The organism is Alteromonas sp. ABV4_515 (assembly GCF_056160345.1).
Genome location: NZ_JBSWWZ010000004.1, coordinates 382,620 through 396,243, shown reverse-complemented (window position 1 = coordinate 396,243; position 13,624 = coordinate 382,620). Strand labels below are relative to the sequence as shown.

General features: G+C 52.9%; 14 protein-coding genes. 13 read left to right on the top strand and 1 reads right to left on the bottom strand.

Annotation, left to right across the window (positions count from 1 at the left end; translation table 11 throughout):
• The first annotated feature begins 48 nt into the window (after nt 1-48).
• The 13 genes from urtB to ACXAGX_RS11830 all read left to right on the top strand — a co-directional run bounded on the left by urtB (nt 49) and on the right by ACXAGX_RS11830 (nt 11,369).
• Nucleotides 49-1,650 carry an urea ABC transporter permease subunit UrtB gene (gene urtB, locus ACXAGX_RS11890; RefSeq protein WP_474838534.1) on the top strand — a complete coding sequence of 534 codons (1,602 nt, stop codon included), beginning with the start codon at nt 49-51 and terminating at the stop codon, nt 1,648-1,650.
• Nucleotides 1,650-2,762, top strand: coding sequence for an urea ABC transporter permease subunit UrtC (gene urtC, locus ACXAGX_RS11885; RefSeq protein ID WP_474838532.1), 1,113 nt, complete (start codon nt 1,650-1,652; stop codon nt 2,760-2,762). Before urtB ends, urtC begins: the two co-directional genes overlap by 1 nt.
• Nucleotides 2,759-3,556: an urea ABC transporter ATP-binding protein UrtD gene (urtD, locus tag ACXAGX_RS11880; protein WP_474838531.1), complete on the top strand. Its 798-nt coding sequence runs from the start codon at nt 2,759-2,761 to the stop codon at nt 3,554-3,556. The genes urtC and urtD overlap by 4 nt, the downstream gene beginning before the upstream one ends.
• Nucleotides 3,549-4,244: an urea ABC transporter ATP-binding subunit UrtE gene (gene urtE / locus ACXAGX_RS11875; RefSeq protein WP_474824023.1), complete on the top strand. Its 696-nt coding sequence runs from the start codon at nt 3,549-3,551 to the stop codon at nt 4,242-4,244. The genes urtD and urtE overlap by 8 nt, the downstream gene beginning before the upstream one ends.
• A gap of 6 nt (nt 4,245-4,250) precedes the next feature.
• Nucleotides 4,251-5,144 (top strand): urease accessory protein UreD, encoded by an 894-nt coding sequence (locus ACXAGX_RS11870; protein WP_474824020.1) that lies wholly within the window; start codon nt 4,251-4,253, stop codon nt 5,142-5,144.
• 21 nt (nt 5,145-5,165) lie between these two features.
• A complete protein-coding gene (gene ureA, locus ACXAGX_RS11865) occupies nt 5,166-5,468 on the top strand; it encodes an urease subunit gamma (RefSeq protein WP_070126025.1) in 303 nt (100 codons plus the stop codon).
• Nucleotides 5,469-5,481: 13 nt separating this feature from the next.
• A complete protein-coding gene (locus ACXAGX_RS11860; protein ID WP_474824178.1) occupies nt 5,482-5,820 on the top strand; it encodes an urease subunit beta in 339 nt (112 codons plus the stop codon).
• The gene (ureC, locus tag ACXAGX_RS11855) at nt 5,807-7,510 is read left to right on the top strand and encodes an urease subunit alpha (RefSeq protein ID WP_474838529.1); all 1,704 of its coding nucleotides are present in this window, start codon (nt 5,807-5,809) and stop codon (nt 7,508-7,510) included. The genes ACXAGX_RS11860 and ureC overlap by 14 nt, the downstream gene beginning before the upstream one ends.
• A gap of 9 nt (nt 7,511-7,519) precedes the next feature.
• The gene (gene ureE, locus ACXAGX_RS11850; protein ID WP_474838527.1) at nt 7,520-8,071 is read left to right on the top strand and encodes an urease accessory protein UreE; all 552 of its coding nucleotides are present in this window, start codon (nt 7,520-7,522) and stop codon (nt 8,069-8,071) included.
• Nucleotides 8,004-8,756, top strand: coding sequence for an urease accessory protein UreF (locus ACXAGX_RS11845; protein ID WP_474838526.1), 753 nt, complete (start codon nt 8,004-8,006; stop codon nt 8,754-8,756). Before ureE ends, ACXAGX_RS11845 begins: the two co-directional genes overlap by 68 nt.
• Before the next feature lie 26 nt (nt 8,757-8,782).
• The gene (gene ureG / locus ACXAGX_RS11840; protein WP_474838524.1) at nt 8,783-9,394 is read left to right on the top strand and encodes an urease accessory protein UreG; all 612 of its coding nucleotides are present in this window, start codon (nt 8,783-8,785) and stop codon (nt 9,392-9,394) included.
• Nucleotides 9,395-9,409: 15 nt separating this feature from the next.
• Entirely contained in the window at nt 9,410-9,592 is a 183-nt protein-coding gene (locus tag ACXAGX_RS11835) for a hypothetical protein (protein WP_474838522.1), read from the top strand.
• A gap of 301 nt (nt 9,593-9,893) precedes the next feature.
• Nucleotides 9,894-11,369: a serine hydrolase gene (locus ACXAGX_RS11830; protein WP_474838520.1), complete on the top strand. Its 1,476-nt coding sequence runs from the start codon at nt 9,894-9,896 to the stop codon at nt 11,367-11,369.
• A 65-nt stretch (nt 11,370-11,434) separates the two neighbouring features.
• Here the strand turns inward: ACXAGX_RS11830 and ACXAGX_RS11825 are convergent, their stop codons facing one another.
• Complete coding sequence (locus ACXAGX_RS11825; protein ID WP_474838518.1) at nt 11,435-13,528, bottom strand: TonB-dependent receptor; 2,094 nt, start codon at nt 13,526-13,528, stop codon at nt 11,435-11,437.
• Nucleotides 13,529-13,624: the final 96 nt, after the last annotated feature.

The following is a 13,624-nucleotide window of genomic DNA, read 5'->3' as shown; positions in this document are numbered from 1 at the left end:
AGCTCGCAGCGGTAACCCCATCCATTTCGTATTAGCGAAGGAATCTTCATGGTTAAGCCTTTCCTGGCCTTATTCTTTGTTCTGTCTTTTCTGGGAATGGCGTTTAACGTCGGTGCCGAAGAGCAGAGCTTTGAAGAACTGGTCGCCGAACTCCCCGATACCAATTTCAAAACCTTGCCTGCCTTGCTCGATAAATTTGCTGAGCAGGAAGACCCGCGCACGGCAACCTTGCTGACTAATCTGCTGGGTGGAGACGTGTATTATCATCCACGCTCTCAACAAGTTATCACCATGACGAAAGTGCAGGGTGAACGTCAATTTACCGATGTATTAACCGGCGAAGTCATAGCAGAACCGTCGGGTGTTCGCCTGCGTAAAGTGCGCGTGAACAACAGCGTGCGTAGTCATATTCGTCAGTTGCAAGCACAGCAAAATATCAGCGACAGCAATCCTGATGTGCGCTTGAAAGCCGTAAAGAACCTGCTTTCCGATGTCGATCAAATTTCCCCTCAGCTACTAGCGAATCGTTTGCAGAAAGAGCAAGACAGCGACATACATGCGTTGCTGTCGGCAATCGCCGCGCTGCAGGAACTCAATAGCGGTGATGAATCTAAGCAACTCGATGCGATTAATACCCTGCGTGGCAATCTGCAGCCAGACGTGCGCATTGCGTTAATGCAACTGCAGCAACAAGATGCGTTGCCAGAAACCGTGCGCGATGCACTGAACTCTACCCTGGCGGGTATTGAAGCGCAGCGTAAATGGTACGGCTGGGCAGAAAATATTTTCTTTGGCGTGAGCATGGGCTCTGTGCTGTTACTGGCGGCCATTGGTCTTGCCATCACCTTTGGTGTAATGGGTGTGATTAACATGGCGCATGGCGAGATGATCATGCTGGGAGCTTATACCACTTACGTTATTCAACAAGCCTTTCCGGGTTTAATTGAATACTCTCTGCTGATGGCGGTGCCTGCGGCCTTTCTGGTTTCCGGGTTCGTGGGCATAGTCATAGAGCGGAGCGTGATTCAGTTCCTCAAAGGTCGCCCGCTGGAAACGCTGCTGGCCACTTTCGGCATCAGCCTTATTCTGCAGCAATTGGTGAGAACCGTGTTTTCACCACTGAACCGTCAGGTGGCAGCACCGGAATGGATGAGCGGCTCATTGCAAATCAATCCGGTTTTCTCGGTTACCTACAACCGTCTGTACATCATTCTGTTTTCTCTCACCGTGTTTTTCGCGCTGATGATTTTCTTGAAGAAATCGTCGCTGGGTCTGCACGTTCGCGCCGTGGCACAAAACCGCGATATGGCTCGTGCACTTAGTGTGAAAAGCAACTGGGTGGATGCCGCAACCTTCGGTCTAGGTTCTGGTATTGCCGGTGTGGCTGGCGTGGTGCTGAGTCAGCTGACCAACGTGGGTCCGAACCTGGGACAGTCGTACATCATCGATTCCTTCCTGGTAGTGGTGTTTGGTGGCGTAGCGAGCTTGTGGGGCACGCTGGTATCAGCAATGACATTGGGTATTTTGAACAAATTCCTGGAGCCGGTCACCGGTCCGGTACTGGCTACGATTATCGTGTTGGTGGGATTAGTGTTCTTTATCCAGAAACGTCCTATGGGCCTGTTCCCGCAAAAAGGGAGAGCTGAATAATGTTGAATAAGTTTATGCAGCTAAGCAGCGTGCAGCGGGTTGTATCCATACTCGCCATCGTCGGTATTTATGTAATTCTCGCTAACACTCTGTTTCCTGAAGGCTCGTTGTTTCATGTGAGCAGTTATTCGGTGAATCTGCTGGGCAAATACCTGTGTTATGCCTTGCTCGCACTGGCGCTGGATTTGGTGTGGGGTTACTGCGGTATTCTCAGCCTCGGTCACGGCGCGTTCTTTGCGCTGGGCGGTTATGCCATGGGCATGTACCTCATGCGTCAGATTGGCGATCGCGGCGTGTACGGTAACCCTGAACTGCCAGACTTTATGGTGTTCCTGAACTGGGACAGTTTGCCGTGGTTCTGGCAGGGTTCCGACAGCTTTGTGTGGATGATTGCCATGGTGGTACTGGCGCCGGGTCTGCTGGCTTATGTGTTCGGTGCCATGGCGTTCCGTTCCCGGGTAAGCGGTGTGTATCTGTCTATCATGACTCAAGCCATGACTTACGCACTGATGCTGGCGTTCTTCCGCAACGAAATGGGCTTCGGCGGTAACAACGGCATGACCGACTTTAAAGACATTCTTGGTTTCTCGCTGCAGTCGGATACCACCCGTTTAGTGCTGTTCGGTTTGACGGTGGTGATCCTGGCGGCGGCCTACTACCTGTGCGACCGCATCGTGACCTGCAAGGCCGGTAAAATCATTACCGCTATCCGCGATTCAGAAAGCCGTGTGCGCTTCGTGGGTTACAACTCCGCGTCGTATAAGGTCTTCCTGTTTACCTTCTCTGCTGTGCTGGCCGGTATTGCCGGTGCGCTGTACGTGCCACAAGTTGGCATTATTAATCCCGGTGAGTTCTCACCGATTAATTCTATCGAAATCGTGATCTGGGTAGCTATTGGTGGTCGCGGTACGCTGTACGGCGCCATTATCGGTGCGGTGGTGGTGAGCTTTGCCAAAACCCGCCTTACCGGCATCATGCCAGAAGCCTGGCTGTTTGCATTGGGCGGTTTGTTCGTGCTGGTCACCTTACTGTTACCTAAAGGGCTGGTGGGATTATTCGATAAACGTTTCCCTGCGAAGAAAAGCACCACAGCACAGGAGAACGCCGCATGAGACCCGCTATGATGACGCCGGAACAGACCGGCCCGGATACCCGTCACGGTATGATTCTGTACATGGAAAACGTGAGTGTGAGCTTCGACGGTTTCAAAGCGCTGAACGACCTGAACCTGTATATCAAAGAAGGCGAACTGCGCTGCCTGATTGGTGCCAACGGTGCGGGTAAGACCACACTGATGGACGTGATCACCGGTAAAACTCGCCCAGATACCGGCACCGTAAGTTATGGTCAGCAGTTCAACCTGCTGCAGCATAACGAAGAACAGATTTCCCGCTTAGGTATTGGCCGTAAATTCCAGAAACCCACGGTATTTGAAGCGCTAAGCGTAAAAGATAACCTGTACCTGAGTCTTAAAATGGACAAGGGTATTTGGACTTCCTTGTGGCATAACCTGAGCGGCGAACAGAAAGATGATATCGACCGTATTCTGCACACTATTGGCTTAACTGAACATCGCGACCGTCCTGCATCGGTGCTCTCTCATGGTCAGAAGCAGTGGCTGGAAATCGGCATGTTACTGGCTGCGAAACCAAAACTGTTGCTGGTGGACGAACCGGTAGCAGGGATGACGGTCTCTGAGGCCGAGCGTACCGCTGAATTGCTTACCTCACTGGCCGGTGAACACTCGGTAGTGGTGGTGGAACACGACATGGGCTTTGTGCGCGCTATTGCTCGCACGGTTACTGTACTGCATCAAGGTAGCGTGTTGGCAGAAGGCACCATGGATGCCATCCAGAGCGATCCGGAAGTGAAAAAGGTGTATCTGGGGGAAGAAGGTAATGATTAATATTTCTCAGCTGAACCAGCGTTACGGCGGCAGTCACATTCTTTGGGATGTAGATATGAACATCGCTCAAGGCTCCCGTACCTGTATTATGGGCCGTAACGGCGTAGGTAAAACTACCTTGCTGAAATGCTTGATGGGTCTGCTGCCATCGGCCAGCGGTTCCATTACCATTAACGATCAAGACGTGACAAAAAGCAGCATCGAAACCCGAGCCAATATCGGCGTGGGCTACGTGCCACAAGGGCGGCATATTTTCGGTCAGCTTACTGTTGAAGAAAACCTCAAAGTTTCGCTGAACTGCAAACGTCAGAAATCTCGCACCATCCCGGAAGAAGTGTTTGAGTACTTTCCGGTGCTCAAAGAGATGCTGCAGCGTCGCGGTGGCGATTTGTCTGGTGGTCAGCAGCAACAACTTGCTATTGCCCGGGCATTGGTGCTTAATCCGAATATGCTGATCCTCGATGAACCCAATGAGGGCATTCAGCCAAACATCGTTCAGCTCATTCGTGATGTGCTGCTGCGACTGAATAAAGAAAAGAACATGACCATCGTGCTGGTGGAACAGAAGCTGCCATTCGCCCGCGCCGTCGGTGAGGAATTCTACCTCATGGAGCGGGGCAAAGTGGTGTCCCACGGGGAGATGCCAGCGCTTACTGATGAACTGGTGAAACAGTATCTGTCTGTTTAGGAATTAATGACTACAGCAATACCTCAGGTAGCGGCCGCCTATGAACACTGGCTGGCCCGCCTCGACATGACGTTTAAAGCCAGGCAGGGAAAAACCCGCCTGGTAGACACCAAACGCGAAGGCCCGCTGAGCGTTCAGCGCGCCTTTTATCCTGAGCGCAGTGGCGCAGCTCATCTTTATCTTCTGCATCCGCCCGCTGGCATTGTGTCTGGTGATGAGCTGAACATTGCCGCACACCTCGATACCGATTGCGAAGTACTGCTCACCACGCCAGGGGCTAATCGGTTCTACCGCGCCCGTGACGCTGTGGGTATTGCCAGCAAACAAAGCCAGCACAATCGCTTTTATGTGCAGGATAACGCCCGGCTGGAATATCTGCCTCACGAAACCCTGGTGTACGCCAACGCCAACGCGTTCAGCACTACGGACATTTTCGTGGAAGGCAACGCCAGCTTTGTGGGCTGGGATATTGCCTGCCTTGGTCTGCCGCATATTCAGCAGCCTTTCAACAAAGGCCGTTTTACGCAAACCTTAAGCCTGTATCACAACGGTCGCATCCGTTTCCATGACCGCCTCGCGGTAGAAGCCGAGGACGACATGTGTCGCTCGCGCATCGGTCTTGCCGGTCATCATGTGGTGGGCAACATGGTGTTGTTCAATGGTGAACATGCCGGTTCAACGGCCATGGCAAAGCAACTGGTTGAGCTTGCCCGCAACGCCTCAGAGGCGGAGCATGAAAACGGTGAGCTGGCCATTACACAATTACAGGGCGTGGTGATTGCCCGCTACCTCGGTGACGACAGTGAAGCCTGCCGGGAATGTTTCGCCCGCATATGGGCGGCAACCCGGCCGCTAATGTCTGGCAGAGACGCGGTGCCACCGCGGATCTGGTACACCTAACCGCATTTTCAGGAGAGAACGTTGGAACTATTACCCAGAGAAAAGGACAAGCTGCTGTTATTCACAGCAGGTCTGCTGGCCGAGCGGCGTCTGAACCGCGGCCTGAAGCTAAATTATCCGGAAGCCGTGGCATACATCTCGCTGGAAATTCTTGAAGGCGCCCGGGACGGTAAAACCGTGGCAGAGCTGATGGATTACGGACGCACCGTGCTCACCGCCGAGCAGGTCATGGAAGGCGTACCGGAAATGATCCACGACGTTCAGGTGGAAGCTACGTTCCCCGACGGTACCAAGCTGGTTACCGTTCATGACCCCATCGTGTAAGCAAGGAGGCAACATGATCCCCGGCGAGTTTATTACTGACGATGGCGATATCGAACTGAACGCAGGTTTACCGGTGACGAAAATCACCGTGGTGAACAGCGGCGACCGTCCTATTCAGGTAGGTTCTCATTATCACTTTTATGAAGTGAATCCGGCGCTGCAGTTTGACCGCGAAGCTACCAAAGGGCTGCGTCTCGATATTACCGCAGGCACGGCTGTGCGTTTTGAACCCGGCCAGAAACGCAATGTGGAGCTGGTGCCCTTCGGCGGTACGAAAACCATTTACGGATTCCGCGGTGACGTAATGGGCACCTTGTCTGACGAAGAGGATGCAACTGATGTCAAAGATTGATCGACACGCTTATGCCCACATGTTCGGGCCTACTACTGGCGACCGCGTGCGTCTGGCCGATACTGACCTTATCATTGAAGTAGAAAAAGACTACACGCGATACGGCGACGAAGTGAAGTTCGGCGGCGGTAAAGTGATTCGTGACGGCATGGGGCAGGGGCAGTTCAGCTGCGAAGAAACGCCGGATCTGGTGATCACCAACGCGCTCATACTCGATTACTGGGGCATTGTGAAAGCCGATGTGGCAGTGAACAATGGCCGTATTGCTGCCATTGGCAAAGCCGGTAACCCTGACGTGCAGGACGGCGTGGATATTCTGATAGGTCCGGGTACGGAAATCATTGCCGGTGAGGGCAAAATCCTCACCGCCGGCGGCATCGACGCCCACATTCACTACATCTGTCCGCAGCAGGTGGAAGAGGCGCTGATGTCCGGCGTGACCACTATGATTGGCGGCGGCACCGGTCCGGCAACGGGCACCAATGCGACTACCTGTACACCGGGGCCGTGGAACATCGCCAAAATGATGCAGGCCACCCAGGATATGCCGATGAATTTTGGTTTCCTCGGTAAAGGCAACGCCAGCCTGCCCAAAGCGCTGGAAGAACAGATTGAAGCCGGTGTGTGCGGCCTCAAACTGCATGAGGACTGGGGCACCACTCCAGCCTCGATTGATAACTGTCTGGCGGTGGCCGACCGTTACGATGTGCAGATTGCCATTCACACCGACACCCTGAATGAAGCCGGTTTTCTCGAAGATACCCTGGGCGCGTTCAAGGGCCGTACTATCCACACCTATCACACCGAAGGTGCCGGTGGTGGTCACTCGCCGGATATTATCCGTGCCTGTGGCGAGGCAAACGTATTGCCGTCGTCCACCAACCCGACACGGCCTTACACGGTTAACACCATCGATGAACACTTAGACATGTTGATGGTGTGTCACCATCTCGACCCGTCTATTCCGGAAGACGTGGCCTTTGCCGATTCCCGTATCCGCAAGGAAAGTATCGCTGCCGAAGACATTCTGCAGGACTTGGGCGCTATTAGCATGATTGCGTCAGACAGTCAGGCCATGGGGCGGGTAGGCGAGATGATTTGCCGTACCTGGCAGACCGCCCACAAAATGAAAGTGCAGCGGGGGCCGTTGCCGGAAGATTCTGAGCGCAACGATAACTACCGCGCCCGCCGCTATGTGGCCAAGTACACCATTAACCCGGCCATCAGTCACGGCGTGTCTGAGGAAGTAGGTTCGGTGGAAGTGGGCAAAATGGCTGATTTGGTGCTGTGGAAACCGGCGTTCTTCGGCATTAAACCAAGCCTTATCCTGAAGTCCGGCTTTATTGCGGCTGCGCCCATCGGAGATGCCAATGCCTCTATTCCCACGCCACAGCCAGTGTATTACCGCCCTATGTTCGGTAGTTTCGGTAGCGCCGCATCGCAGATTTCGGTGACCTTTGTGTCCCAGGCCTCGCTGGATAACAACATCGGTGAGCAGTACGGCATTCACCGCCAACTGATTGCGTGTAAGAACACCCGCAACATCACCAAAAACGATATGAAGCTGAACGACTGGCAGCCGGATATTACCGTGGATCCACAGACTTACGAAGTGCGCGCCAATGGCGAACTGCTGACCTGTGAACCCATGGAAGTATTACCGCTGGCCCAGCGTTACAGCCTGTTTTAAGAGAGTTTTATGCTGACATTTCAGGAACGCCTGAACCATTTCTACGGCGACATCATTGATACGGTAACGCTGGACTTCGACACTCGCCAGAAAGCGCGGATCAAAACCGTTACCGACGGCGGCAGTGACATCGGCATTTTCATCGAGCGCGGCAAGCCGCTGCTGGTAGATGAATGTCTGAAAAGTACCTGCGGCAAAGTCATTCAGGTCAAAGGGGCCGATGAACCGGTGACCACCGCCAGCACCGACGACTGGCTGACCTTTTCCAAAGTGTGTTACCACCTTGGAAATCGTCACACCCGTTTGCAGGTAGGCGAGCGCTGGCTGCGTTTCCAGCCCGACCATGTGTTAAGTGAACTGGCGACCCTGTACGGCCTTACGCTGGATAATACCCCGGCGGTATTCGATCCGGAAAGCGGTGCGTATCAGGTGGGCGGGCATTCTCATGGGCACTCACATAGTCATGGCCACTCACACGACCATGATCATTCCTATGAGCACAGCCATTCGCATAGCCACAGTCATTCTCACAGTCACTCCCATGGGCATGACCATGACTGATCTCAGTGCCCTGCGATCAGCACGACTGCTTCAGCTTTGCAGCGCGAACCTGCCGGTGGGCGGGTTCTCGTTTTCGCAGGGGCTGGAACAGGCGGTGGAGCGGGGCTGGGTGAATTCAGCACCGGCGCTGGAAGAATGGCTGACTGTGTTGTTAAACGGCAGTGTGGCTCATGCAGATGTGCCGTTTCTGAAATTACAGTTCGAGGCTGTGAGTGCTGCTGACAAGCAGGGCTTTGAAGCACGAGACGCCTGGATAGCTGCCACCCGTGAAAGTGAAGAGATTCTGCTTGCCGAGCAGGCCATGGGCAAAGCGTTAAAACGCCTTCTGAAGAATCTTATTGATAAACCCGACGGCACAGCGGGACAGTGGGTAACAGAGGCTGAAGCCGATTGCTTTATCAGCCAGTTCGCGCTGGCCGCCCATTTGTTCGGTTTGGATTTACCCGCCTGTCTCAGCGGCTACGTGTGGACGCTGCTGGACAATCAGGTGGCAGCGGGCACCAAACTTATTCCACTTGGCCAGACTGATGGCCAGAACTTGCTGTTTCGTCTTACTCGCAATATCGCCGATACATTGGATATTGCTGCCCAGGTTGCGCCGGAGAATATCGGTCAGTCCATGCCGTCAATGGCCATGGCGAGCGCTTGGCACGAACAGCAATATTCAAGACTATTTCGATCATAGACGTCGATCATAAGGACTCAGAAACAATGCAAAAACAGACATTACGCGTAGGCGTTGGCGGCCCGGTTGGTTCAGGTAAAACTGCACTGCTGCGAGCGCTGTGCTCGGCCATGCGTGAAAAATACAACATGGCGGTAGTCACTAACGATATCTACACCCACGAAGATGCCCAGTTCCTTACCCGTCACGGCGCGCTGGATGAAGACCGCATCATCGGCGTGGAAACCGGCGGTTGCCCGCATACAGCGATTCGTGAAGATGCCTCCATGAACTTAGCGGCTATCGATGAGCTGCAGTCGCGCCATGCGGATCTCGACTTTGTGCTGGTGGAAAGTGGCGGCGACAACCTGAGCGCTACTTTCAGTCCGGAACTGTCTGATCTCACCTTGTATGTGATTGATGTGTCGGCTGGTGATAAGATCCCCCGTAAAGGCGGCCCGGGTATTACGAAATCCGATCTGCTGATCATAAACAAAACCGACATCGCCGATATGGTTGGCGCGTCACTGGAAGTCATGGATCGCGACTCTCGCAAGATGCGTGGCGACAAACCGTTTGTATTTACCAACCTGAAAGCCGGTGAAGGTCTTGACGACATCATCAGGTTTATTGAGGTTGAAGGTATGCTGGTTAAATAAATAAGGACACACACCATGAAGAAAATTTCTGCGCTATTTGCATCCCTGTTCACTGCGTCGGCTTTCGCCCACGACGACAAACTGCTGAACCCGACATTCCACGAATTCTATCACGCGCTGTTTTACGGCCTGCTGGCCGCGCTGGTGGTGTGCGCCGGCGTGTGGGGCATCAAGCGTATGAGCAAGAAAAAAGACTGATTTTCAGTTTATCTGTCAAAACGCCCGGACTGATAAAGCCCGGGCGTTTTTGTTTGTGCGGTAATTTCATTTTTATTTCTTCGTTTGCCGCCAAATCATGATCGGACAGAGTAACGGCTGAGCGCATTGTCACGCCTGTTTACAATTTAGCCGCTCCGTAGCATTGATTAAACCCTCAACGACAAGCCACTATACAGTGCTCGAACTGGCCGTGGGGCATTTTCCGGGGCGCCGGAAACCACAGAACTTCTTGTCCTGCCAGGGCGACTGGAATATCAATTACTCAAAAATGGAGTTGGTGATGCGTATTAATATTGTGCTGATGATCGTCTTTACGTTCATCGCAGGTAAGACTTGCGTGGCCGCAGAAAACAGTAAGTTCAAAACCATCAATGAATACCTGTCGGCATCAGTCGCTGAAGGTTTCAGTGGCGCGGTACTGATTGCTCAGAAAGGCAGCGTGCACTTTAAAGAAGGCTATGGGCTCATCGACAGAAATCAGGACAAGGCTATTACGGCCGATACGTTGTTCGATATCGGCTCTGTCACTAAGCAGTTCACAGCGGCGGCTATTATGCACCTTGTTCAGGAGGGCAAGCTGAACACCAGTATGCCGCTCAGTAAATTCTTTAACGACCTGCCACAGGATAAACAAAACATCACACTGCATCAGCTTCTTACTCATTCTGCCGGCATTACCAACGGTGTGGGAGCCGGGGACTTTACCCATGTACCAACCGAAGAGTTCTTCAGCCGGGTATTTAAGGCACCATTGTATTTTAAGCCGGGAGAAGGCTACGCCTACTCCAATGCGGGTTACAGCATTCTTGCCCGGGTGATTGAGCTGGTCACAGATATGCCCTACGAGGCGTATATTCAACAGAATCTGTTTGCGCCGGCAGGTATGGAGAGCACTGGCTACCTGGCGCCGGAGTTGGCTGAGTTACCGGCAGCGACGGGGTATCTGTACGGCGTAGTGGACACCGGCAGTACCCGGGATCTGTATTTTAAAGACAACGCTATCGCCTGGCCGCTTAAGGGCAATGGTGGCATCTTGTCTAGCCTCAACGACATGTACTTGTGGGCACAGGCGCTGCAAAACGAATCGGTACTGAAGGCTGAATTTCGCGAACCTTTGTTTGCGCCTCATGTAGCTGAAAATGAGGAAGGCAGCAGCCATTATGGTTATGGCTGGGCGGTCATGCCGACCCCACGTGAGACGACCCTGATTGGTCACAACGGCTCCAACGGTACCTATTATTTTGACTTTCTCTGGTTTCCCACCGAGCAGACCGTGATCCTGTTTGCATCCAACGCCCTGGTGGAAAGTACCATGGCGCTGCCGTTCCATGTCGAGGCGTTTCTGTTTGATGGCGAGCCACTACCGGCATTTGAAAGCGGCCTCACCAGCGACATTGTGCGGATATCAGCGAACACATCCGGTGAGCCTGAGCAGAAGAAAGCAGTGTTGCTCAAACACTTTGCCGGTGCTATCGACGATAAGCGTACGCTTAATCGTGCGGGTATCCGGCTCATGGATAAAGGGGTTTATGACGACGCCATCGCACTGTTTTTAGTCAACGTGGAGTTATACGGTGACGATGGCAACCTGTGGGACAGTCTGGGCGAAGCATATTTCGCGAACCAGCAGTACGAGCAGGCAAAGCATGCCTTTACTCAGGCGATTAAACGTCAGCCTGCGGAAGATTGCTTCTGGTGCGAGAACAGCAACGAGAAGCTGAAACAGATAGAAGGTAAGCAAGCCATCAGGTTGTGACAGATGAAAACGCCCGACTTAGAAGCCGGGCGTTTTTTGTATTGCTGCGTTTTAAATATGCCAGATCAGAACTGATACATCACCGAGGCGCGCAGGGTGCGAGGCTCAATCAGGTGATAATGCAGGCCTTCTATTTCAGCGCCCGCCGGGTCAGACTGCAAACGCGATGCGTAGTAATAGTCGATATCGTGTGCATCGGAGTCGGTGAGGTTGAGTACGTCAAGCTGGAAGGTCCAATCGTTGACGCGGTAGCCCGCGCGCAGATTCACAATGGTGCTGTTATCGGAGCTGACTGAACCGTCTTCAATTAACGGACGACTGCCAAAATAGCGTGCTCGCAAGCTGCCGAAAAGACCGCTGTCTAAATCCACTGATACACCGGTTTGCAATACGTTTTTAATCGCACCGGGAATGTTATTACCCTCCGGCGCATCGTCGGTAAATTCCGCATCGGTGTAGGCGTATTCGAAGTCGAACATCCAATCTGGTGCGAAGCGATAATACAACGCCAGTTCCGCGCCTTTGCGTTTTGATGCGCGGCTGGCTTCGGTGTTACCGGCATCGCCAACAAACAGCAGTTCACTGTCGAGTTTCAACTGCCACAGCGAAAGCGACAGGTTGAGTTTATCGTTAACGAAACCGCGTAAGCCTGCTTCTACCCCGGTAGAGCGCACAAGTGGATCTACTTGTTCAACGGTTTCTCCGGTTCCTGGGTCAACATTAATGGTGGTGCCTCGGGCATCGTTAGAATGAAGCCCCTGACCGGCCGACAGGTAGGTTTCCCAGTTGTCGTTCACGGTGTAAACCACACTGCCTTTTAGTGACGTCATACTGTCGTCGTTAGTGCCGCTGTTGGAGGATAAATCCACACCATTGGCGTTTACCCCAATACGGTCATTTACATCAAAATCGAAGTAATCATTGCGCAGGCCAATTATCGTGCGCAATTCTGTCGACCAGTGAATGGTGCTTTCCACAAAAGCGCCAATACTGGTTTCTGTTACGTTGTCGCTACGAATAGCACCGAGGCGCTCCCGGGCGGCAGTGTGATACAAACCCACTTCATCGATGTCGTCGATGCGCAGCTCGCCGCCCACACGGGTAGAGGCGTCGTGTCCGAAAATTTTGTGCTCAAACGTGTACGCCGCATTACCACCATAAATTGCGCGGTCGTCCACCTGTTCGAACTGGTCGCCGTTTACTGGATCGTCAAGGAAGTAGGTGAAGTTCGACCACAGGTTCATGGAGTAGGACATCACATAAGCGTTAGCAGTAAAATTACCGCTGCGATATTCCGTGCTCAAACTATAGCGATCAGACTCGCCGCCCACGGTGGTGTCTAGCGAGCCCAGCGCATCAATAATGCCCTCATCCACGGCGCGGCCGGGGATTTGGTCGGCACTGTTCCAGCTGTTGTCGTAACCCATGAACGTCAGCTCAAAGTGGCCGTCTTCCAATTCATGGTTCCACTTTGCCAATACGTTGGTTTTATCCAGATCTTCTTCGATGTCTGTCCAGGGGCCATCGTAGGTATTGCGCTCGGCGGCAACGAATAAGTTGTCTTTGTCGCTTAAGGCAACGCTGTCCATGGCCATTAAGCGCACGTAGTTGTTCTCGCCCAAGGTTGCACTTACCAAGCCTTTGTCGGTCTTGCTCAGGGTATGAAAGCTGGCGCTGCCTGCGCCGCTGAAATCACCCACATCGGCATAGCTCACGCCTTTTTGGTAGCTCAGAGACTGCACCACTTCGGGAATGATGAAGTTAAGGTCGGTGTAGCCCTGACCATGACCATGGGTACGCATGTTCACCGGCATACCGTCGACGAAAGTGGCGAAGTCAGTACCGTGGTCGAGGTTGAAACCGCGAAGGAAATATTGGTTGGCTTTGCCTGTGCCCGAGTGTTGGGTCACTACCATGCCAGGCACAAACTCAAGAATTTCACCGGTGCGCAAAATAGGGCGCAGTTTAATGTCTTCTTTGCCGACGATGCCTTCAGAAGCCGTAGAAGCGCGGCCCAACAAGCTAGTGTCGCGACCAGAAATTTCAATATGTTCTATATCACTGTCATTGCCACGTTCCACTTCCTCGTCGGCAGCCAAAACGAAGGTAGGTGCCTGTAACGACAATGAGGTAAGCAGGGCAAGATAACTGATTTTCATTTTTTTCCTTCGATTTTTTTTAATGTCAAAACTACGTCAATTGCGCACTATCTGATACATTCAATTCCCGTAGTATTGAGGTATTCCTTAAAACCG